Here is an 18,988-nt window from a genome sequence, read left to right on the forward strand (position 1 = left end):
GGGTACCGCCTTGGTTGATTTCACCGGCTACTGGCAGCGCCGCCTTTAAGGTGGTGTAGCAGGAGGGGCTGCCGGAGCGGGAGCGCTCTGAACAATCGGCGGCGCCAGTACTGCCTGGAGACGAGGAATAATCGCAAGAAACCCACCCGCAATGACAAGGCTTGAGGTAACGACAGCCACGATGAACCCTTTGCCCGGCAGATGGTCGACCTTAACTTCCAGAGCAATTACTCTATCCCGCATTTCGCGGACGTCTTTGCGAGCCTCGTCAATATCTCTTCTGAGATTGGTGGCGTCGCCTTGAAGCTTGGCGATTTCCACCAAAGCGATATCGGATGACCGCTGCTGGTCACGCGGCGGCGGGCCGGCGGGCGCTTCGGGAGGCGGGGAAGATCCAGTTCGGTCGTTTCTCAAAGACTAACTCTTCGCGTTTGCCTTTAGCCATTCCCATAGAGTCTTACTATGCCATCCCCAATAGTTGTCGACGGCAAATATTACAAACTTCCCGCGCTCGCCCTTCTGGCCTACCCGCTCCGCCAACTGAACGGATGTCACCCCGTCTTCCTGAATAAGATACTGGCCGGGGGAGGGTGAAAATCCGGCGGGGAACGTCTCGCGCACGTAAGCCGCCATCGGCTCGTTGTCGGGCTCGAACAGGATCGCAAATAGCGTCATATGGCGATGCTCTTATCAAATTCCATCAGTGTCAAACAGTCTAGTCGCTCAAAGGTTCATATCTCATGCATATGACGGCCATATAAGGTAAGTGGTCAACGATGCCTAGGTCCAATGCCGTTCGCGGCATCTTCCGAACGAGTTTCATGCCAAGGCCCAGCGCCTCGGCCTTCCTTCGTGAATGCTCACGTCCCTATGGTTTTTCAGCGACGCTCTCAGTCTTCAGCCAACGGCTTAAATTTTCGCACGACCATCTCAAACACGATGTCAGAAATCCACATGGCAGAAACACCAATGAGAAAGGCCGCCGCGAGCGTCGTGGTGTCATCGTCAGTGGTCGGGACCGGCAACCCGGTCGACCGGAAGTAAGCGACGACAGGAAGGGTGAGATAGGCCGCCGCCAGCGCGCCACAGACTGGCGAGGCGACCATTTCGCGGATCTTGTATCGGTGCCGCGACAATGCCCGCAGAATGCCGCCAGAGAGGCCGGCAACGAGCACAGGGGCCTTGATGCCAAGCAGGTCGAGCAAATCGTGCATCACGGCTTCCACCTGCAAAGCTTGGCGCCCTTGAGATTGTGCGCGAGCGCGGTGCGAGCCTCTGCCGGCGTCATGTCCGAAACCGGATCACGGTTCGGCCGCTCGACATCGCAGAACGTCCCGCCGGGAGTCTGGCACGCCGTAAGCATCACCATGGCAATCAGGATCACGACTTTGGGCGGGACCATTTGGCCTGTCCTTTCAGCACCTCGGCATCTGTCATACCGGCAACTGCCTGGTCGATCTTGTCGGCTTCCGTTCGCGCCTGAAGGCGTTCGGCGTCGTGCTTGGCCTCATTGGCTTTCGCGCCCGACACGCGGCCATGAACCCACGCGCCACCCGCCGCGACAATCCCTGCTCCGAGAGCAAGGATGAACGGATTGGAGAGCAGAAGCGCCATCATTGGTTCGGCCTATCCTTAATGAGGTAGCCGAACACCAGAATGATGAGAGGCGTGACGTTCATCATGGTTTCGGGATCATACCAGCCGGGGGCGAGGTTCTTCAGCACCAAGCCGGAAATCGAGATTGCCGCCGCTGCCGCCATGGCTGCGGTCAGTTTATTCGTCGGGTTCTGTGTTGGCTGCGGAACGGTCACGTTGTCCATCGGTCAATGCCCCAGGTGGAAGAAGGTCGCCGCCGCGGCCAGCAGCATGAGGATGATCGCGATCAGGCCGCTATGGTGGGGCGGCGTGGGAACCGGTCGCGTTGCCGACTGACTCGCTGGCGCGGGGAGCTGGATTGTGATGCTCTGATCCGAGGCCGGGTCCTTGACCACAATCGGTGCTGGCAGGGCTTTGCCGGGCACCCAGGGCGTGTCCTTGATCCTGGACCACTTGCGGAAGGCATCCGCCAGCCTCACGTCGTATTCGTTCTTGGCGTAGCTCTTACCGTTGTATCCCAGCGCGAAAGCCGCCCAATTGTGGGATCTAAGCGCGGCGTCGAGATGGTTGTGCTGGATGAAGTTGATAGCCGCCGCAAGCTGGATTTCCTCATCCGCCATCATCCCTTCAACCATGGCCTGCGGCGTGAGGAAGCCGGCCGCCTCGAAATTCTCGCCAAGCACCTGGCCAAGGCCCCACGACGCCGATTTGAGTGCGGCGGTTTCGTCGATCGCACAGGCGGCAATCAGGCGCGGATAGCTGTCTTTAGGATATGGCTTCTCGCCCCATTCCGGATATGCAAGTCCTTGCGCGACGGCTTGCGCCAAAGCATCGCCAGTCAGGTTGCGATGAAACACGTGAGGCTCGAAAAGGATGATCGGCCGGCCCTGCGCATCGAAGCCGTGGCCGCGCGTCTCAACATCGACGAACGCGTGGATCTCATCCTCGCCTACGCCGATGCAAGCCCCGAGCTTCGGAAGGTCAATATCATCCAAGCGCTTCGCTGCGCCCACAAACGTTCTGTCCACTGCTGACACCCTTTCATCGCGGCGTGGCCAAAGGTGCATCAGGAGAGCGCGAAAACTATAGCCGCTTGATTTCAGAACCCCTCAAGGGCCTGATTTGGTCAAGGCGGATGGTGCTTTACACAGGTGCGAAGATGACACCCGTTGAATTTAGCGGCGATAGGGGGTTACTCATAGCTGCAGTCGACTACCGGGGTGTTCAATGGGCTTTGCAAGAAAACTTAAAATCAAACTGGGTCTTAGGCGGCCGCCGATTAAACTTCCCGAGCATCTATCGGTTGGGCGCTGGACATATGGCGTTCACCCCAGCAGTATCTTTTGCTGCGATGCGACCTCACCGATAAGAATAGGGGCGTTTTGCTCAATCGCGCCCGAAGTCATGTTTCTTGGCCGGGCCAAGCACCCCACGCACCTGGTATCGACTTTCCCATTCGAGTTTGCCATGACAAAGGATGCACCTTTCGGTGACCTGTCGGTCGAGGGGCCCACCGTAATTGGCAACGATGTGTGGATCGGACTGCGCGCGGTCATCATGCCGGGGATCAAGATTGGGGACGGGGCAATCGTCGGTGCCGGCTCGATTGTAACGAAGGACGTGCCGCCTTATGCCATCGTGGCGGGAAACCCAGCCAGGCTGCTCCGGTATAGGTTTACCGATGACCAGATCGCCAGCTTGCTCGCGATCCGCTGGTGGGATTGGAGCGACGACAGGCTTGAGGCTGAGCGGCCGAGATTATTCGGGCCGATCGATGCTTTCATTGCAGCGAACCAGGCTTCTAGCAGTACGAGATGTTAATTTTGCCGGCATCGAAAGCGTTGACCCCGCCTTGGGTCGTGAGGCGGATGCGGTCCAGCGTGCCAGCGAGAACCTTCGACCCCCCGGCCGTTGACGCAAAATTCGAGTTGGAAACACTGCCGACCCAAGACATGGACCAAGTGTTGCTTGCGGCCTCGATAAGATTGAATACAGCGACACCATGCACGGAATCAGCCGCCGCCGTCGCGGTGGGTGAGAACCGCAGCCCGTCCGATAAGACCAAGCTTGTGGCCGTACCCCCGATGGCGCCGACAGAGCCGTTATACCCAGTGTTTTCCACCCCGCCGGCGGTTCCCATCTGCAACATGACTGGGGATGTTCCGTTGGTGGATATCCCCGAGAGCGACACCGTTATGCACTTTGCTGTGGCGGGGATGCCGGTGAAATCCACCGCTACTCCTGAGGCCGATACAGGGGTGCCGAGCGTGACCCTATCCGCCCACGCCGGCGCCGTAGCGCCAGGATTCATGTTCAGGACTTGCGCGGCTGTGCCCTTGGCAAGCCGCGTCAGCACTTTCGAGGCGGACAGGTAAAGAAGATCACCAGCGACCGTGCTTGCGGGCAAGGGCACGAATATCTGTGTCGCAGCGCCATCGCCAACGACAATCACGTTGTCGTCGGTATCCCACTGGATACGGCCCTCCGCAGTCGGCACGGGCGCGGCGCTCTGCTCAAGCGTCAAGGCGGGCTGGGTGAGCACGTTGTTGAAGGGCGCTGTCGTCGCCCGCTGATAGCTGATGCACTGCCAGTTCCCGCCGCCGAGGGACCGCATCGTGGCGACGTCGCCAGCCGCCGTGATGATGTTGGCCGCCCCCGGCAGTATCATGCTGGTTGCGTTGTAGGTGAGCGTCAGAATGGCAGCGAAGGTCAGGACGCGCTCAGCGCCAGCCCCAACGACGCCAAAGCTGGTGATGGTCACGGTTCCGGTGATGGTAAGCGCGCCGCCCGTGGCATTGGCCAGGTTGACCGTCGCCGCTGAAGCCATGTTGGCGCCGGCTGCGTTCAGATTATCGCTGCCGCCGACTGCGGTAGTAGCCCCCATGCCGCCCGCCGTGACGGGACGAGCCGCGTTCGCGTCGGTGACAAGATCCGCCACCAGCGCGTTGTATTTCGCCGATTCAATCGTGGTGTTTGGCGTTCCTGCCGTCCCCGGAGGGGCGGAATATACTCCACCAGCGCGCGGCATGGCTGCTCCTGCTTTGACTGCGCGCTAACGTGCTGGCCCCATGACGAAAAGATAAGCCGCTTGAAAGCCTTTCAGGTAAGGGCCATCTGTCGTCAAATAAGCATTGAGAGGGGTTTACAGGATGGACACAGCAGATCAGGAGCGTCTGGCCGCAGCCTTCGCGACCATGGCAACTAACGTTAATTTGCGGTTGGCTAATAAACCTGTTCCTGGGAATGCAGGTACATCGGACCCGATTTTGGGTCTCATCCACGAGTTTGCATCTGAAGGTAAGGTGCGGGCGATGGGCGAGGCCTTTCACGAGTTCAAACGGCGTCACAGCTCCAACGCTTCTTTTGTTGCGCCCAAAATTCTCGGCATGATCACGGAGTATTGGCGTCGCCAGTCCGCTCTGCCCTCTGCTGAGAAAACTAAGCATCTGGCGTTATGGGAATCTCTGCACCCGGACTGGGCTGCTGAACTCGCGCACGCGTTGCAGACGCCATCTGCCTTTGAAGCCACAGTAGAGCAAATGCTTAGGGAGCAGAACGGGCTGATTGGCGGTCCTGTACCGGTTATGGCGGGCTATGCGGACGTCGACCGCAATGCGTTCGCCAAACTCTACCTTGGATCGGGCGACCAACTATCCGGCTCGGAAGAACAAGAGTTTGAGACGGCTTTTGACGCCTGCGCGGCGGCGATTGCGGCTCAAGATGAGGGGAAATACCAGAAGGTCCGGGTATGGGTTGAGGATGCAGGTTTTATCGATTTCCCCCTCATAGGGGACTATTACACCTATTGGGTCGCCAACCCGGAGCCATAAGCGCTACCTAGCGCTACGCCGGCGTCGTATCATCGCATCAACGGCCTCTTTCACTGTCTGACCGCTCCGGATCGAGCCATCCGGCATGGCCTGATAGGTTCCTTTGTTCTCCGGTGGCTTGGACACGGCTACGATGGCCTCTCGCCACGCGAGCCCAAGATACCGGAATGCCGACGCGTAGTGCTCCGCCCAGTTCTTCACTGGCGTGTCTCGAAACGCCTTCTTGTCGTCGTCCCATTCTCGGCGAAAGGCCTTGAGCCCTTCAACGCCATCGGCCACGCGCTCGTTGTTGCTGAAGCGCGCAAGCTTGATCGTCTGGCGGCCGGCGTTCACGCCATCGGCAAAGCTCGCTATGCCGACCATCTTCGGCTTGCGACCGTGGTCCTTGAGGGTTTGCAGACGCGTCCGCGCGGTTCCCCACTGCGGGTGCAGGATGTCGTGCGGAACATAGTCGTTGCCGTTATAGCCCTTGTCGTTGAGCCACTTGCACCAGTCGGCAATGTCTTCGCTGTCCGGTAGGTAGAAATCAACAATGATCGGCAGGCCATTGCGGACTTGGAAGCACCAAATGGGATTGTTGGCTGCCTTCCCCAGATCCCAAGCGGTATGAACCGGATAGGCTGGATCGACTTCGACGACACCGAAACCGATCCGCAATTCGCGTTCGGCCTTGGCAATCTCGGAGCCCCAATAGGAGCCTACGAGGGCGCCAGCGAACGAACAGTAATATTCCTGGTCAATGAGCAGATCGGCGGTCTCTTTGCCGAACAGGCCCACATAGATGGCCCGCTGCTCTTCGATGGTGATTTCGTCGATCGCCCCCGTGACGTTGGCCGGCAGCACCTCGCTGAACCAGCCGCGCGGGTTTGTCACCGGGTGGAACACGTTGTCCTTGACGGCATCGAGCATGCCCTTCGCATGGTTGTTGCCGCGCGGCGTCGTGATGAACGAGGCCCAGCCGCCATTCTCGGCTAGGATCGGCGACAGGTATGCCCATGCGGCTGGGTTGGCGATTGCCCATTCCGAAAAGGTGATACCGACCGGTGGCGAGCCAACCAACGAATTGAAATTATCGCTGCCGACGACCTGAAATGTCGAGCCGACCTTGAACCGGACGAACATCTCGTTGTCGTTCATGTTCTCGATTAGCGGCTCAGGGAAGGCCTCGAACAAGCGGCGCTTGCCGCTGTGCGGGTTAACGGCATTCCAGATCGCCTTGCGCGCCTGTGAGGCCTCGGGAAGCATGTGCCAGTACGTTCCAGGCCGCTCGTGCGCAGACACGGCATGCATGTTCAGATTGATTTCATCCTTGCCGGCGCGGCGATGCCAGAACAGGAGCTGGCGCTTGCACCCCTGCTCCCATGTGTCCCAAGCCTTTTTCTGATACCAGCGAGGGCGCCAGCCGCTATTGGGAAGCTGAATTGTCGGCATCGGCCGGCGCTTCCTGCTCGGACAGCTTCAGCACCTGGACGACAAGCGGGCCGCCGTCGCCATCCGTCAGCGCAACTTTGTCGCCGTACTTCTTCGGCCGCATCCGCGCCGCGATCCATTTGCGCGTGTCGATGCGCAACCGCGACCGTTGGATGTTCTCGCTGTTCAACACGTCTTCCGTCGACCCGTCACCTTTCGTCCGCTTGATCCAGTCATTGGTGCTGTCATCGGCGATGTCGGGCATTTCGTCGACATGGGTGTCGGCTTGGATCTCTCTCGCGCGCGCGTACTGGTTGCAAAAAGCCTCGCGGGCCGGATCAAGCAGCCAGCGATGAACTGTTACACGGTTGGGCATGTCGTCAGCCTCACAGATGGAACGGAGGCTTTGGCCGTCTGCAAGCTGTTCGCAGATCGTATCGGCTATCTCTTGGGTGAACTCGCTTGGCCTGGCCACTATCGCCCTTCCCTCAATCGGATCTGCACCAGGCGCACATTGATGTTCAGTCGCTTGGCAATCTCCCGCGACGACAGGCCCACAGCCTTGAGGTCGCTGATGGCCTTGCGCCGTTGAAGAGCGAGTTGGCGGCCGCGATGCTTGAAAGGTCGCTGCACCCTGACATCGCCCTTTATCCGCGCGCGTTTGACGTATTGGACAACGGTCGTAGGCGAAATGTCTAGACACTCTGCTATCGCCTCGTAGGTGCCCATCTCCTGGTACATGTCGAGCGCCTTGTTGCGGCGGCGAGCAACGAGGTCGACGGTCTTCCCTCCCTTCTTGTTGAAAGACGAGTAGGCATAAAAGGGCAGCGCTGCGCGGCTGTTGCGTTGCGACATCAAGGGCTACACCTCGTATCTCAGTTGCTGACGGATCATATCGAGCGAGGTTGGCATTGCCGGAGGCAGCGCATCAGCCCGTCCCAGAAGGGACAGCTCGTCGGCGCGCTCGTTGCCGATCACACCGGAATGGCCTCGTACCCACTCCAGCGTGATCGGCGTTGTGGTCAGCGCGAGGTCAAGCGCCTTCCACAAGTCGAGATTCGCGATAGCCGCTTTTTGTGGACCGGCGTTGGGTCCGCCCCGTTTCCAGCCCTTGGCCTTCCACGAATGACGCCAGTCATTGCACCCATCGACGGTATATTTGCTGTCTGAGAAGAGCCTGGCTACTGGGGCAGCAGATTGGTTTGCGCTAAGCCAGAGCAACGCCTGGAGAGCCGCTGTTAATTCCATTCGCTGATTGGTGGTATCGGCCTCGCCACCGCTTTCGCAGTGAACTTCAACGCCGTCATGATAGGCGACGAAGCCCCATCCGCCGGCGCCAGGGTTCGGCTCGCAAGCGCCGTCTGCATAGACCACCAGCCCATCGTCGTGATGTAACGTTTGCAAACGCTTGGTAACGTTTGCAAACGTTACGGGCTTCGGATTGTCGGGGCCGGTCAATGTTGCCGCTCCGATGTCAGCGGGTCCAGCGCGGAGCGGTTATATGGCAGATCAGCAAGGGTAGCGTCCGGGAAGAGCGCGTTCGCGAAGTGCTCACCGGCAAATGACACGGACCGCAGTAAAAGCTGGTTGCCGGACTTGTTGAAGGCGAGTGAGCCGAAAGGTGATTGTTCATTGCGACCCCACCGCTCCAACAAGGCAAGGGTGAAATTGCCCAAGAATAGTTGAGCACTGGAGATGAGCGCCACCGTCTCCCGGACAGCGCCCATCATCTTGATCGCTTGGCCGCCCCGGCTAAGAATTTCCAGTGTGGCGGCGTCGTTCGTCTCACCCGGGGACCAAGCCGGCAACGGCGTGTCCATCGTCGCGAGAAAGGCTTTTGCCTCGCGAAGCACGTTTTGAGGTCCAAAGCCTCGCTTCAAGAAGACATAGCCATAGGCTTGCCCGAGCACCACGGTATCAAGGATCACCTGTCCTTTTTGGTCGCGAAGACCAGTGTCGTTCTTGATGCTGATTTCGCCGCCGCGCTTATGCAGATCCGTGTACAAAAAATCCGCGAAGCCGGGCGCCTGATCATCGATCTGCTCTCGCACAAAGGCCAGAGCTTCGGCAGTTGGACGGATTTCATCAAACAACGTGAGCAAATCGCCGCGTCGGGCCGCCAACGACTTCCATGACAGGAGCAGGTGCCGGCATCGTGCATCAACCTTGAAGCGCTCTTCAGCCTCCGCATACAGCTCGCCAAAATGCCTCGCGGCGCACTTGTGTCCAATGAACCGGACCGCCTTCTCTTTCGGGAACCATGCGCCGCGTCCGACTTTGAACTTCTTTCCCGTCGGCGAGCAAATTGGGCATGGCACCCATTCTTGCCCTTCACGCCGCAGCACCGGCACTTTGACCTCGCCCGACAGAAGGACGACCTTGCCATGCTTCGGCGGATGGGTCGTGGTGACGTTCGGATAGGTCTCAGGGTAGCCGGTTTCGTTTATGTGAGCCAGCCAGCTGGCCACAAAGGCGTCATCAGGCTGCGTCGGAAATGCTGGAAAACAAGCTAGGTCAGTCATCTTCAACCTCTTGTTCGAATTTGGATTAGCAAGGGCAATTGCCGCTCGCCTGCTGATAGATTTGCTGCCCGCCCGCTGGTGCGGGCGAAAGTGGATCGGATCACGCCGCATCACCATCGTATGGGCGGGAACCGGACATCCTTGCGAAAACCGCGTCGGCAAAACCCTGCAACTCTGTCTCGATCACACGGCTCTGCAGGCCAGCCTTTTCCATTTGAGACCGCATGCCACCGATTACCTGTTGCCAGTATCGGTCAGCGCCCTTCCCGTGGCGGTCGCCCAGGATTTCGGCCGTGCGACGGATCTTTCCTGTCCGCCTATTCGCTGGAAAGGGTACGACTTCGCATGCTGAGGGCGTCCATGCTGGGACAGTCAGGCCATCATGTCGCATGGCATGTCCCCGTACCGGCCAAACTATATATAGCCCTTCGTATTCCCGAAATTGGCTGGAGCCTTGCGCTGCAACGGTTTGGCATGTGTCACCTCGCGCCGACAGCGCGACGGACTTCGGGAATACGAAGCGGAGGGGTTTCGGAAACCCCAAGCGAGGGTTTACGCTTTCGTCCTACGCCCGCCCGCTTGGCCTTGCGCTGATCCCTGACGCTCTCGACCCATTGTTTGGCGTGATCGTCGGTACAGCGACGCCAGTCATTCGTTGCTGCCGCACCCTCGAAATCACCATCGAAGGTCAGCCGGAAGACGTTCGGGTGGGCTGTCCCATTGCCAGCACGACCTCGATTTATCTTCAAGAGGCCTTTGAAATCCAGTTCATCCAGGGCGTCGCCGACATACTCGGCGGTGACGCCGTAGGAAATGAATTGCTCATGGGTAACGATCAATTTGCCATTGTTCGTCCTACCGTGGCCGATATGCTCTATCTTGAGCCGGTCGAGCGCCCGTCTGGCATTTGTGCTGAGGGTTCTATAGGCCGACGACTCCAAGAAGTCGCGGGTCTCGGCCATCCATCCGCCTTGATCAGTTGGAGGCTGAGTGTGCTTCTTCACCAGCGAGAACCGTTTGCCCCGCTCGGTCCGGCTATTATCTCGTTCGCTGCGAAAGGCCATCAATGCGCCCTCGCCTTCCCGAGGTTCGCTTCGCGCATCGCCTGCACAGCTTGTAAGGCGGTAAGGCCGAAACGTTGTCTGAGTTGAGGGACGACCGGCTTGGAGCGATCCGCCGAACCAGTTGCCAGCCAGCTTGCGGCAGCGGCAACCGGCGACATGTCCACCGCCGCGCTCATGCAGCCTCCGCAATGTCTTCAGTGATGCTGACAGAGGTCTCCAAGGTGTACCGCGCATGTGTCCCGCCGAAGTCTCCGCCGTGGCTTTCGTGTCTGGTCGAGATCACGAAGTGGCGCCGAAGCAAGAAGATGTAGTGCGCCATTCGAACACCGGTCGGCAGATCAAGCGGTGTGACGCCACGCGCACCGGCGTTGATCAATTGCTTCATTGCCCATGCGGCCCGCCCCTCAAGATGGACGGTTTGCCCGCCTGGTTGGACCTTCACCGTGAGGGTGAGTTTCTTGTTCGCTGTCTTCGAATGTGAGTTAACGGGCTTAGGCCCGCCTGCTATGTCCTGCATTGTCATTCTTCCTTTCCGATTTAGGTCCGCGATTGGGAGGGTGATGAAAAAGGGGAAGTAGGCGGCTGGTTTGGCGACGAGACCGCTTACTTCCCTTCGTTTACGTCCGGCGTCCCTTTCGGAAGGTTATCCAGCCAGGCATCGGCATCAACTTTGCGGATCAAAGTCTTCCTGCCTGCCTTTCGATATTCCAGCCGACCGGCCTTCATTTCGAGATATGCTGAGTTACGGCGGATGCCGTAAGCGTCGCAAAAATCAGCGACAGTAAAGGCGTTTGGACTACTGTTCATTTCCTTCCTTCCTTCCTTCGAGACGCCAACAAATCAATACGGAGATATTACCATCGTCAGGACTCGCGGACGACCCCAAAATCGAGCGATACCCGGTTTCCACAGGCGTAAAATTCCTGCTTAAAATTCAGACAGTTACTCATTCGAGAGATTGACTTTTCCACAGGATTTCCCCACGAGCGTTCTCTTTTGGTTCTGAGGAACAGGCGCACTAACGCGCCGATGGTCCCACAGACCAAAATTGCCCTCCCAGGCTATGCACGGAAAAAAGCGGGAACCACCGCGCCCCACGCGGTATCGCGGCCGGCTCAGAATCAAGCCGCGAATAGGTCCGGTCCCTCAAATCAGTTAGCAATATCGGCCCGAGAAATTCGACCGTCAAGACACTGCGGATGCCAGCAAACAGCTATTGTCGGTTTCCCCCGACCAGCCGCAAGTTACCCTTGTTCAATGGTGCCACCAAATAGTTCGACCATGCCGCCATCAACTTGCGCCGCTTCTCTAAAGCGTCCGACCGACGATATGCATTCTCGACCGCATCACCGACTTTATGGGCAAGAGCTGCTTCGGCGACTTCGCGCGGGAAGCTGGTTTGATCGCCGGCCCAATCACGGAACGCCGAGCGGAAACCATGTGGCGTGAATTGTCCGACTTCCATGCGGCGCATCTGCATCGTCATCGCCATAACCGACAGCGGCATATCAATCGGCCGCTTGCTTTCGCCCGGAAAGACGTAGTCCGACACGCGCGTCTCATTGAGCGGTGTCAGGATAGCGAGGGCGGCATCAGGCAACGGCACCCTATGGAGGACGCCGGCTTTCATCCGGTCAGCCGGCACGGTCCAGACCTTTTCGTCCAGATCGATTTCGGCCCACTTGGCGCCCAGCACTTCGCCCGAGCGCGCCGCCGTCAGGATGAGGAAGTCCATTGCCTTCGCTGACATAGCCTCAGAGGCCCTGAGGCGCTTCACGAACGCCGGCACGTCCGCGTATGGCATCGCTGCATGATGCCCGCGTGAGAGCTTCTTACGCTTCGCCAGGAGGTGTTGCAGATGGCTGCGCCACAGGGCTGGATTTTCGCCAGATCGATGACCAGCAGCCTTTGCCGAATCTAACACTCTTTCAATTCGGCCACGCAAGCGTTGCGCCGTCTCGGGCTTCTCGAACCAGATCGGTTTCAGGATCTGTAGAACATCGGCCGTGTCGACCTTATCCACCGGCTTGGAGCGGATCGATTTGCAGTATGCTTCGCCGAGGGTCATCTCCCATTGGGCTTTGTGCTTGGCGTTCCGCCAGCCCTTCCCGACAGCAGCGATTAGGTCTTCCGCGCACTTCGCGAACGTCGGTTTCTCTGTCTTGGCTTCCGTGTCGATCGGTTCCAGGCCCCGTCGCAAGCGGTCGCGGCAGTCTGTGGCGGCGATACGCGCGTCCTTGAGCGAGACGGAGGGATAAGATCCCAGCCCGGCTTCCTTCCACTCACGGCCCTTGCCCGAGCCCTTGAAGTGGATGAAGGCCCAGGACTTAGTCCCTTCCTTCTTCACGCGCAGATAGAGCCCGCCGCCGTCGCTATAGCGACCCGCTTTCAAGTCTTTCTTTCGGATGGTCGTTTCGGCGAGCAAGTTCAGTGAGCGAACCATATCCCAGCAACTCCGTGCCTAACTTCGAAGCATGATGTTAGCGGATTGGCGGGGATAACAGCAAACATAGAATGGCGGAAACCCATGGAAATCAACGGGTTTCTGATACATCAGCAAACGTTGAAGGACGGAGATTTAAATGACACTCCCTCCGCCACAACCTCTATGAATCAGATAGGGACCCCACCGCTATCCCCTGCCCGCTTGGCTGCGGTGGTGCCGCAACATCTTCACCAAATCATCCGCGGGTGCCATGGTCGAGTTCGAGACGGGCATCTGGGGCCGCCGATTTGAGAGCCGATAACGGGTGACTGCAAGGGCCGTAAAGCGTCTCGTAGTTACCATTCACGATGATTTTGGGCATGGTGGGCACAGGGAACCGGTAGCTATCCACCGCGTTCTCTCGGCATGCTCAAGAAAATCGCCTTTGCCGCCGTGCTTGTTCAAGTTGCAGCCTTGTCAGCCCTCCTGACGCAAACATTCCTCCTTGCATCCACGCCTACCCAAGCGGCCAGTGTGCAAGGCGAGCCCGTGGTGGCCGTTACGGCATCGGAATGCGCCAAGGCGACATGGCCTAATATTCCCGTTCAGTGCCTTGAGAGGGTTGAGGCGAGAGCGCAATAAAACCGGAGAAACGCAAGCCGGCGGGCCGCCTCCGACACACGGAATTGTTCCATTGCGTCCAAGGCGATCATTGCCATCGTCGAAAGCTACAGATTACTGCTGACGCCCGACCGGCGAAACTGTCACGATTAACGAATCATTGACCGCGCTGTCCTATTCTGAGACAGCGCGGTCAAATCCCAACCGGACTGCGCAGGCGGCTCCGGCAACCCAGCCCCCGCCGCACTGTCGGAGCCGCCACCATACAATGGAATAAATACCAGCAATGGTTGAATCAACCGTTACTGCAGTTGTTGCAACTAGAACGAACGATTCCACACCGTTCCGCACCATTCCACCTAGCGCTCCCGGTTCAAAAAACCGCAGGACGTCATAGGACCAAAAAAGCCCGCCGGGCGGAGCCAGTCCGCTCAGCGTGACAAACAGGAGACTGATAGCGAATCCGTTTCGATTTATGCTCTGAGCATGGAATGCGCCTTCGATGACATCGCCAGCGCCCAGATAGCCCGCAAACGGCAATGGGTAGCGCTATAGCAGCGAGTCTTGCTCTAGCTCCCTCTCGCAAGGCATGGGCCGTGCCACAGCCGGCTGACGCTCTACAGAAGAGCCGAGCAGTCAATCTGATCGCGCATCGAGGCTAGATCGTCGCGAACGAGCCATTCCGAGTAAGCCCGCAGTCGCCTGAGGCCAGCGGTCTTGGCGTCTCGCTCGGTTCGCTCGGCTTCCAGCGTTGCTGACGCTGGAAGCCACGCGATGCATTTAGGCTTCGGATGGTACCGAAGTGATCCGACAATTTGATCCTTCACCGGCCATTCCCTCATACGCCCTGTGAAGCTTTCACATGTGGCGGGGTAAGTCGTCCGTCATTGTGATGATGTCACGGCCAACTGCTATGCGTTAGCAATCGCTTGTTCCCTCTGGACTATCGCCGTGCCGACCGCGTTGTTTCCCGGCTGGTTCCAATGGCGGCACCTCCCAGCTGCGCGGGTGCAAAAAAGCCTTCGGCCGGGGCAGGAGGCAGTTCAAAGGGGCGAACCGATAACAGGGAAGCGGACCAGTTCCGAGCCTTCATGACCGGCACATATTTTTCAACCCACCAGCAAAAGGCCCGCCAGGTGGGAACCGGCGGGCAAGTTCTGGAGTGCTGGGATCAACCAGCATAGGTCAACGATGGGCGGCGAAGTTGGTTGCGGGGGCGACCCAACCGTAGACGGCTATTTCGACTCCACGCCCGGCTCAGGCTGAATGTCGATCGTGTCGCCATCTCCATGCACGGCATCACGGTCCCAATCATTGGCCTTGTCAGGTGTTTTGGCAATCGCTTTTCGGGTGTCCCTTCCTCGGTCCTTGCGGGGTTCTGGACCTGGCAGTTCGCGTGATGACTTCGGCTCCACATGCGCCTCCTGTTCTCTACCAAAACAAAGTCGGGGGGCTCGGGTTCCAACAAAGCAAAGCCCGCCGCCTCCGGGAGGAGCGCAGCGGGCCATTCGGCTAGGAGTTGAGGGGACATCTCCACGCTGCCAAAACAACAGATCGGCAGCGGATTGGTTCCCTGAGACGGGACCGTGAGATAGCGTGTTAGCCCAACAGCCGCCGCAACCGCTCCGCCCGGCAAACGATCGGCGTTTGCTATTTGGCTTTTAGCCGGAGACATGTCAGCCAGATTTTTTGGCTCGGTCGCTTTTCGCTGCGCGTTCGTCTGGTGGCCCCGACGCTTGGTGCAACCCGACCGTCTCCCGCCGTTTGAATGATGCCGTTTCTGGAAGCTGGCGTATTAACGGTCAAGCTGGCGGGTAATCATCCCAACCCAACACCGCTGGTCAGGCCCGGCGGCGTCCCACCCCTCCTCGCCGGGCCGCCCGCATGTTGCACAAAGGCGAAGGTCGCCACCTTGCTCAGTCGGACTGCTGTGTGCGCTCCGCGATGGCAAACGCCTGCAGGTTCCTGGCCTTGCCGATGTCCCGGTCGGCGTTCGCGATGATCGAAAAGAAGGCTGCTCTGGCGATATCCTTCTTGGAGGCCTTGGGGTGCGCTTTCCGGGCAGCCTTGACGAGCTGCTTGGGAGACATGTCGGGCGTGACGATCCTCATGAGGGTATCGCCGATCGCACTCATTTCGCTTGCATCCATGATGGGCGTCCCTGCTGACCGCAATGCCACAATAGCAAGGACAACTCGCGACCGACAATATGGTTCTGAAAATGAGAAACCCCGCCGGCAGGGACCGGAGGGGTTAGTCCTGGAAGGACGCGCGTTGCGCTGCGTTCGACAAGCGCGCATTGTCCAGATATCGCGCGGTTGCGACACCGATGTGACACAAGGACAGATGGCTGCGTACGCCCTTCGCAAGGACGATCGGTACGCGTCTCGCGGTCTTGCGACATCGGTGGCGATCACATGCCGGCCATAAGCATTATCGGAGATCCCTTCAGCCTTTGGAAAGGGAGATGTGGTTCTGCTGAGGAGTTGAAGCGCTGGCGGCGTGCCGGCGACAGGCTGGGCGATAGGGGCGGATGGACATCTTTGGCATCAAGGCGCTTTTGATCTGTGCGCTGATCTTCATTCCGTTCGAACATCTGTTTGCCGAGCAGCCGCAGAACGTCCTCCGCAAAGGCTTGGATGTCGATCTGATTTATGTGCTGTTCAACACCTTCGTCATAAAGGCAGCCATGGCCATGATGGCGCTCGGCACCCTCGAAGCCGCCGCGATCTTTGTCCCGCAATCGGTAACGCGGGCCGTCAGCGGCCAGCCCATCTGGCTGCAGGTTGCGGAAATGATCCTGATCACCGATATCGGCGTCTATTGGGCGCATCGGGCCTTCCATAAAATCCCCGCTCTCTGGAAATTCCATGCGATACACCATGGCATTGAGGAGCTGGACTGGCTCGGCGCTTTCCATTCCCACCCGGTCGACGCGATCGTCACAAAGGCAATATCGTTGACGCCGATCTACCTCCTTGGCTTCTCCGACGCCTCACTCGCCGTCTTTTCGCTTATCTACTTCGGCCACACGATGCTTGTTCATTCAAACCTGCGGATTGCGTTCGGCCCCTTCAAGTGGTTGATCGCCAGCCCGCAGTTCCATCGCTGGCACCATGCCAACCAGCGCACAGCCTACGACAAGAACTTCGCCGGCCAATTGCCGTTCCTCGACGTGATATTCGGCACCTACAATGCCACCGGCAACAAGCTGCCCGAGAAATACGGCGTCGATGATCCCATCCCCTCCAGCTATTTCGGCCAGCTCGGCTATCCGTTCTTGCCTCACAGGAAGCCGTCGAAACGGGCAGCGCCGAGCGTCGAAGCAGGCTGGTTGCCGGACACGCCGGGCATCGAGCATGTCGACAGATGAGTTCGGGGCCACGGTGCCGAGGCCTTTCATGGCGAATCGGCTAAGCCTCGAGGCATGAACGAGACCTCACTCTACGCGCCGGTGAAGCGCTTCCTCGAAAACCTCGACTTCGTCGTGAAAGGGGAAATCGGCGGTTGCGACATCGTCGCGCTGCGCGAGGGAGAGCCGCCGATCGTCGTCATCTGCGAGCTGAAGCTGCAGTTCAATCTCGAACTGGTTCTGCAGGGCGTCGACCGTGCGGCTGCTTGCGATGAAGTTTGGCTGGCAGCGCGCATGTCGGCGCGGGGCAAGGGGCGCGAAAGCGATGCCAGGTTCCGCAATCTCTGCCGTCGGCTTGGCTTCGGCCTGCTCGCGGTGACCGCCAATGACAGGGTCGAAGTGCTTCTCAGTCCGGTCGCCCAGGCACCGCGCAAAAATGCGCGACGGCGTTCTCGCCTTGTCGATGAGCATCAGCGCCGCCGCGGCGATCCTGTCGCTGGCGGCGGATCGCGCACTCCGATCATGACCGCCTACCGGCAGAGCGCCCTCGCCTGCGCCGCCGCGCTTGCGGACGGCCCCAAACGGCCGCGCGATCTGAAAGCCTTGACGTCGATCGCGCCGAAGATTCTTCAGCACAATGTCTATGGCTGGTTCGCAAGGGTCGAGCGTGGTCTCTATGATCTCACGGATGCCGGCCGAGCTTCGCTGGTTCGTTGGCCGCAGGTCGCTCACGATGAAGCCCGACACGAGATTTTGATTGCGCCGGACCTCTGAATGCCGGGGTTTGCCGAGCATGAACCGCCGCTATTGGTTGATTTTTCAGACAAAACATGTTGCTTGTCCCGCCCATGAAGACACTCTGCATGATGGCCATTGCGTCCCTGACGCTGGCCTTTCCGGCCAGTGCGATGGACAACGCTTTGCGCGCCGGGCTGATGAAACTTGATCCGCAAACCCGCCTCGAACAGCGTTGCGATGCCGAAATCCTGGACCGGATCACCCACGATGATCGCAAGTTCAAGGCCGACCGCGTCGTCGCTTACGCCTTCGCGACGCCGGAGATGAGCGCCGACGCAATCCGGAGTCCGGGTGCGGCGTTCCGCAGCAAGGGGCAATGGTACCGGCTGAAATTCAAATGCCAGACGGGACCGGACCACATGGAAGTTCTCCAGCTCCGCTATCGGATCGGCGACGAGATTCCGGAAGCCGACTGGGCGAAATACAATCTCTACGATTAGGTTCTCGCGGGCTTGCGCCGCCTCCGGCTTGTGCCGGCGGCTGTCGAGAACCTCCCGCAATTCCACCGCCACGAAAATGGTTTTCCAGCGTTGCCCGTTGCCGCACTTGACGCCAGCGGACCATGCCTTTAGGCCCGTTCGGACGATCGACGACGAACACTCGACGAAGGGCTTCCAGGTCGATGGAAATATTTACCGCCGCGGGCTTTTCGGCTCTCCTTCAGGTCATCGCCATCGACCTTGCGCTCGCGGGCGACAATGCCATCGTTATCGGCCTTGCCGCTGCCGGCCTGCCGGCCAGCCAGCGCCAGCGAGCCATTCTTGTCGGCATCGCGGCGGCCACCGTTCTTCGCATTTTCTTCGCCCTGATCACGCAATGGCTGCTGACCATTGGTCCCATGCTGCTTATCGGCGGCGGCCTGCTTTTGCTGTGGGTTTGCTGGAAGATGTGGCGCGAATTGCGTGTCAGCCACGACGACGAGCGCGACGCCACCGAAGCGCTGTCGAACGGCGACTTCGACAAGGACGGCGTCATTGGCGGCAAGGGGCCGAGCAAAACCTTCTCGCAGGCCGCTTGGCAGATCGTCATTGCCGACGTCTCGATGTCGCTCGACAATGTTCTGGCCGTCGCGGGAGCGGCTATGAACCATCCGACGGTGCTGATTGTCGGACTGGCGCTGTCGATCGCGTTGATGGGCTTTGCGGCGTCGTTCGTCGCGCGCTTGCTGCACAAATACCGCTGGATTGCCTATATCGGCCTGGTCATCATCCTCTATGTCGCGGTCAAGATGCTGCTGGACGGAGCCGTGCAGCAATTCCCCGATCATTTCGCCTTCCTGTCACCCTGGTTCGGGTCAAGCGGGCACTGACGCAAATGTCGGGCCGCAGGGCTCCGTTTGCCTGATTGAGCAAGCCGTGCTATTGCGCCGC

Annotated in this window: 26 protein-coding genes; 6 read left to right on the forward strand and 20 right to left on the reverse strand. The window is 59.3% G+C overall.

The features are described from left to right. Positions 1-45: 45 nt before the first annotated feature. The 7 genes from LB571_RS20100 to LB571_RS20130 all read right to left on the reverse strand — a co-directional run bounded on the left by LB571_RS20100 (position 46) and on the right by LB571_RS20130 (position 2,609). A complete protein-coding gene (locus LB571_RS20100; RefSeq protein WP_224597323.1) occupies positions 46-321 on the reverse strand; it encodes a hypothetical protein in 276 nt (91 codons plus the stop codon). Positions 322-417: 96 nt separating this feature from the next. Beyond that, on the reverse strand, positions 418-675 hold the full coding sequence (locus tag LB571_RS20105) for a hypothetical protein (protein ID WP_224597326.1): 258 nt from the start codon (positions 673-675) through the stop codon (positions 418-420). A 215-nt stretch (positions 676-890) separates the two neighbouring features. Further along, the gene (locus tag LB571_RS20110) at positions 891-1,214 is read right to left on the reverse strand and encodes a hypothetical protein (RefSeq protein ID WP_224597346.1); all 324 of its coding nucleotides are present in this window, start codon (positions 1,212-1,214) and stop codon (positions 891-893) included. Then, positions 1,214-1,402, reverse strand: a complete 189-nt coding sequence (locus LB571_RS20115) for a hypothetical protein (protein ID WP_224597350.1) — start codon at positions 1,400-1,402, stop codon at positions 1,214-1,216. The genes LB571_RS20110 and LB571_RS20115 overlap by 1 nt, the downstream gene beginning before the upstream one ends. After that, positions 1,381-1,617 (reverse strand): hypothetical protein, encoded by a 237-nt coding sequence (locus LB571_RS20120; protein WP_224597352.1) that lies wholly within the window; start codon positions 1,615-1,617, stop codon positions 1,381-1,383. The genes LB571_RS20115 and LB571_RS20120 overlap by 22 nt, the downstream gene beginning before the upstream one ends. Continuing rightward, the gene (locus tag LB571_RS20125; RefSeq protein WP_224597354.1) at positions 1,614-1,820 is read right to left on the reverse strand and encodes a hypothetical protein; all 207 of its coding nucleotides are present in this window, start codon (positions 1,818-1,820) and stop codon (positions 1,614-1,616) included. The genes LB571_RS20120 and LB571_RS20125 overlap by 4 nt, the downstream gene beginning before the upstream one ends. A 3-nt stretch (positions 1,821-1,823) precedes the next feature. After that, positions 1,824-2,609, reverse strand: coding sequence for an N-acetylmuramidase family protein (locus tag LB571_RS20130; RefSeq protein WP_224597357.1), 786 nt, complete (start codon positions 2,607-2,609; stop codon positions 1,824-1,826). Positions 2,610-2,823: 214 nt separating this feature from the next. On the opposite strand from LB571_RS20130, the gene LB571_RS28875 reads away from it, so the two are divergent. Beyond that, positions 2,824-3,417: a CatB-related O-acetyltransferase gene (locus tag LB571_RS28875; RefSeq protein WP_318012409.1), complete on the forward strand. Its 594-nt coding sequence runs from the start codon at positions 2,824-2,826 to the stop codon at positions 3,415-3,417. On the opposite strand, the gene LB571_RS20140 is transcribed toward LB571_RS28875, so the two are convergent. After that, positions 3,398-4,624, reverse strand: a complete 1,227-nt coding sequence (locus LB571_RS20140) for a hypothetical protein (protein ID WP_224597360.1) — start codon at positions 4,622-4,624, stop codon at positions 3,398-3,400. The two genes, LB571_RS28875 and LB571_RS20140, sit on opposite strands and share 20 nt — an antisense overlap. A 121-nt stretch (positions 4,625-4,745) precedes the next feature. On the opposite strand from LB571_RS20140, the gene LB571_RS20145 reads away from it, so the two are divergent. Continuing rightward, positions 4,746-5,426 (forward strand): hypothetical protein, encoded by a 681-nt coding sequence (locus LB571_RS20145; protein ID WP_224597363.1) that lies wholly within the window; start codon positions 4,746-4,748, stop codon positions 5,424-5,426. Positions 5,427-5,429: 3 nt separating this feature from the next. Here LB571_RS20145 and LB571_RS20150 read toward each other — a convergent pair whose 3' ends face one another. From LB571_RS20150 to LB571_RS20205, 12 genes are all read right to left on the reverse strand, one after another. Then, positions 5,430-6,857 carry a hypothetical protein gene (locus LB571_RS20150; RefSeq protein WP_224597366.1) on the reverse strand — a complete coding sequence of 476 codons (1,428 nt, stop codon included), beginning with the start codon at positions 6,855-6,857 and terminating at the stop codon, positions 5,430-5,432. Beyond that, complete coding sequence (locus LB571_RS20155; protein WP_411969717.1) at positions 6,832-7,311, reverse strand: terminase small subunit protein; 480 nt, start codon at positions 7,309-7,311, stop codon at positions 6,832-6,834. Before LB571_RS20155 ends, LB571_RS20150 begins: the two co-directional genes overlap by 26 nt. After that, on the reverse strand, positions 7,311-7,691 hold the full coding sequence (locus LB571_RS20160) for a helix-turn-helix domain-containing protein (RefSeq protein WP_224597371.1): 381 nt from the start codon (positions 7,689-7,691) through the stop codon (positions 7,311-7,313). Before LB571_RS20160 ends, LB571_RS20155 begins: the two co-directional genes overlap by 1 nt. 6 nt (positions 7,692-7,697) lie before the next feature. Further along, on the reverse strand, positions 7,698-8,294 hold the full coding sequence (locus LB571_RS20165) for a ribonuclease H (protein ID WP_224597374.1): 597 nt from the start codon (positions 8,292-8,294) through the stop codon (positions 7,698-7,700). Then, positions 8,291-9,358: a hypothetical protein gene (locus LB571_RS20170; protein ID WP_224597378.1), complete on the reverse strand. Its 1,068-nt coding sequence runs from the start codon at positions 9,356-9,358 to the stop codon at positions 8,291-8,293. The genes LB571_RS20165 and LB571_RS20170 overlap by 4 nt, the downstream gene beginning before the upstream one ends. A gap of 100 nt (positions 9,359-9,458) precedes the next feature. Then, a complete protein-coding gene (locus LB571_RS28975; RefSeq protein ID WP_224597380.1) occupies positions 9,459-9,749 on the reverse strand; it encodes a DUF6074 family protein in 291 nt (96 codons plus the stop codon). Between the two features lie 88 nt (positions 9,750-9,837). Then, positions 9,838-10,422, reverse strand: coding sequence for a hypothetical protein (locus LB571_RS20180; RefSeq protein WP_224597383.1), 585 nt, complete (start codon positions 10,420-10,422; stop codon positions 9,838-9,840). Continuing rightward, on the reverse strand, positions 10,422-10,598 hold the full coding sequence (locus LB571_RS20185) for a hypothetical protein (protein ID WP_224597397.1): 177 nt from the start codon (positions 10,596-10,598) through the stop codon (positions 10,422-10,424). The genes LB571_RS20180 and LB571_RS20185 overlap by 1 nt, the downstream gene beginning before the upstream one ends. Then, positions 10,595-10,945 (reverse strand): hypothetical protein, encoded by a 351-nt coding sequence (locus tag LB571_RS20190; protein ID WP_224597400.1) that lies wholly within the window; start codon positions 10,943-10,945, stop codon positions 10,595-10,597. The genes LB571_RS20185 and LB571_RS20190 overlap by 4 nt, the downstream gene beginning before the upstream one ends. Positions 10,946-11,025: 80 nt before the next feature. Then, positions 11,026-11,229, reverse strand: coding sequence for a helix-turn-helix domain-containing protein (locus LB571_RS20195; RefSeq protein WP_224597402.1), 204 nt, complete (start codon positions 11,227-11,229; stop codon positions 11,026-11,028). Between the two features lie 406 nt (positions 11,230-11,635). Continuing rightward, positions 11,636-12,865: a tyrosine-type recombinase/integrase gene (locus LB571_RS20200; RefSeq protein ID WP_224597405.1), complete on the reverse strand. Its 1,230-nt coding sequence runs from the start codon at positions 12,863-12,865 to the stop codon at positions 11,636-11,638. Positions 12,866-15,384: 2,519 nt separating this feature from the next. Continuing rightward, positions 15,385-15,618: a hypothetical protein gene (locus LB571_RS20205; protein WP_023784107.1), complete on the reverse strand. Its 234-nt coding sequence runs from the start codon at positions 15,616-15,618 to the stop codon at positions 15,385-15,387. Between the two features lie 383 nt (positions 15,619-16,001). Between LB571_RS20205 and LB571_RS20210 the strand changes: the two genes are divergently transcribed. From LB571_RS20210 to LB571_RS20225, 4 genes are all read left to right on the forward strand, one after another. After that, positions 16,002-16,841 (forward strand): sterol desaturase family protein, encoded by an 840-nt coding sequence (locus LB571_RS20210; RefSeq protein WP_224597408.1) that lies wholly within the window; start codon positions 16,002-16,004, stop codon positions 16,839-16,841. A gap of 54 nt (positions 16,842-16,895) precedes the next feature. Beyond that, on the forward strand, positions 16,896-17,594 hold the full coding sequence (locus LB571_RS20215; protein WP_015317895.1) for a DUF2161 domain-containing phosphodiesterase: 699 nt from the start codon (positions 16,896-16,898) through the stop codon (positions 17,592-17,594). Between the two features lie 56 nt (positions 17,595-17,650). After that, entirely contained in the window at positions 17,651-18,058 is a 408-nt protein-coding gene (locus tag LB571_RS20220; protein ID WP_041163455.1) for a DUF930 domain-containing protein, read from the forward strand. Positions 18,059-18,240: 182 nt separating this feature from the next. Next, a complete protein-coding gene (locus tag LB571_RS20225; RefSeq protein ID WP_023773709.1) occupies positions 18,241-18,927 on the forward strand; it encodes a TerC family protein in 687 nt (228 codons plus the stop codon). The last annotated feature ends 61 nt before the right edge of the window (positions 18,928-18,988 follow it).

The sequence above is a fragment of the Mesorhizobium sp. BR1-1-4 genome, assembly GCF_020165375.1.
Classification (GTDB): Bacteria; Pseudomonadota; Alphaproteobacteria; order Rhizobiales; family Rhizobiaceae; genus Mesorhizobium; species Mesorhizobium australicum.

Coding starts and splice junctions, on each gene's coding strand:
- LB571_RS28975 (WP_224597380.1), bottom strand. CDS start 9,749: ATGCGACATGATGGCCTGACTGTCCCAGCATGGACGCCCTCAGCATGC.
- LB571_RS20120 (WP_224597352.1), bottom strand. CDS start 1,617: ATGATGGCGCTTCTGCTCTCCAATCCGTTCATCCTTGCTCTCGGAGCA.
- LB571_RS20115 (WP_224597350.1), bottom strand. CDS start 1,402: ATGGTCCCGCCCAAAGTCGTGATCCTGATTGCCATGGTGATGCTTACG.
- LB571_RS20220 (WP_041163455.1), top strand. CDS start 17,651: ATGTTGCTTGTCCCGCCCATGAAGACACTCTGCATGATGGCCATTGCG.
- LB571_RS20200 (WP_224597405.1), bottom strand. CDS start 12,865: ATGGTTCGCTCACTGAACTTGCTCGCCGAAACGACCATCCGAAAGAAA.
- LB571_RS20110 (WP_224597346.1), bottom strand. CDS start 1,214: ATGCACGATTTGCTCGACCTGCTTGGCATCAAGGCCCCTGTGCTCGTT.
- LB571_RS20205 (WP_023784107.1), bottom strand. CDS start 15,618: ATGGATGCAAGCGAAATGAGTGCGATCGGCGATACCCTCATGAGGATC.
- LB571_RS20185 (WP_224597397.1), bottom strand. CDS start 10,598: ATGAGCGCGGCGGTGGACATGTCGCCGGTTGCCGCTGCCGCAAGCTGG.
- LB571_RS20180 (WP_224597383.1), bottom strand. CDS start 10,422: ATGGCCTTTCGCAGCGAACGAGATAATAGCCGGACCGAGCGGGGCAAA.
- LB571_RS20140 (WP_224597360.1), bottom strand. CDS start 4,624: ATGCCGCGCGCTGGTGGAGTATATTCCGCCCCTCCGGGGACGGCAGGA.
- LB571_RS20225 (WP_023773709.1), top strand. CDS start 18,241: ATGGAAATATTTACCGCCGCGGGCTTTTCGGCTCTCCTTCAGGTCATC.
- LB571_RS20190 (WP_224597400.1), bottom strand. CDS start 10,945: ATGACAATGCAGGACATAGCAGGCGGGCCTAAGCCCGTTAACTCACAT.
- LB571_RS20150 (WP_224597366.1), bottom strand. CDS start 6,857: ATGCCGACAATTCAGCTTCCCAATAGCGGCTGGCGCCCTCGCTGGTAT.
- LB571_RS20160 (WP_224597371.1), bottom strand. CDS start 7,691: ATGTCGCAACGCAACAGCCGCGCAGCGCTGCCCTTTTATGCCTACTCG.
- LB571_RS20210 (WP_224597408.1), top strand. CDS start 16,002: ATGGACATCTTTGGCATCAAGGCGCTTTTGATCTGTGCGCTGATCTTC.
- LB571_RS20125 (WP_224597354.1), bottom strand. CDS start 1,820: ATGGACAACGTGACCGTTCCGCAGCCAACACAGAACCCGACGAATAAA.
- LB571_RS20195 (WP_224597402.1), bottom strand. CDS start 11,229: ATGAACAGTAGTCCAAACGCCTTTACTGTCGCTGATTTTTGCGACGCT.
- LB571_RS28875 (WP_318012409.1), top strand. CDS start 2,824: ATGGGCTTTGCAAGAAAACTTAAAATCAAACTGGGTCTTAGGCGGCCG.
- LB571_RS20170 (WP_224597378.1), bottom strand. CDS start 9,358: ATGACTGACCTAGCTTGTTTTCCAGCATTTCCGACGCAGCCTGATGAC.
- LB571_RS20105 (WP_224597326.1), bottom strand. CDS start 675: ATGACGCTATTTGCGATCCTGTTCGAGCCCGACAACGAGCCGATGGCG.
- LB571_RS20145 (WP_224597363.1), top strand. CDS start 4,746: ATGGACACAGCAGATCAGGAGCGTCTGGCCGCAGCCTTCGCGACCATG.
- LB571_RS20215 (WP_015317895.1), top strand. CDS start 16,896: ATGAACGAGACCTCACTCTACGCGCCGGTGAAGCGCTTCCTCGAAAAC.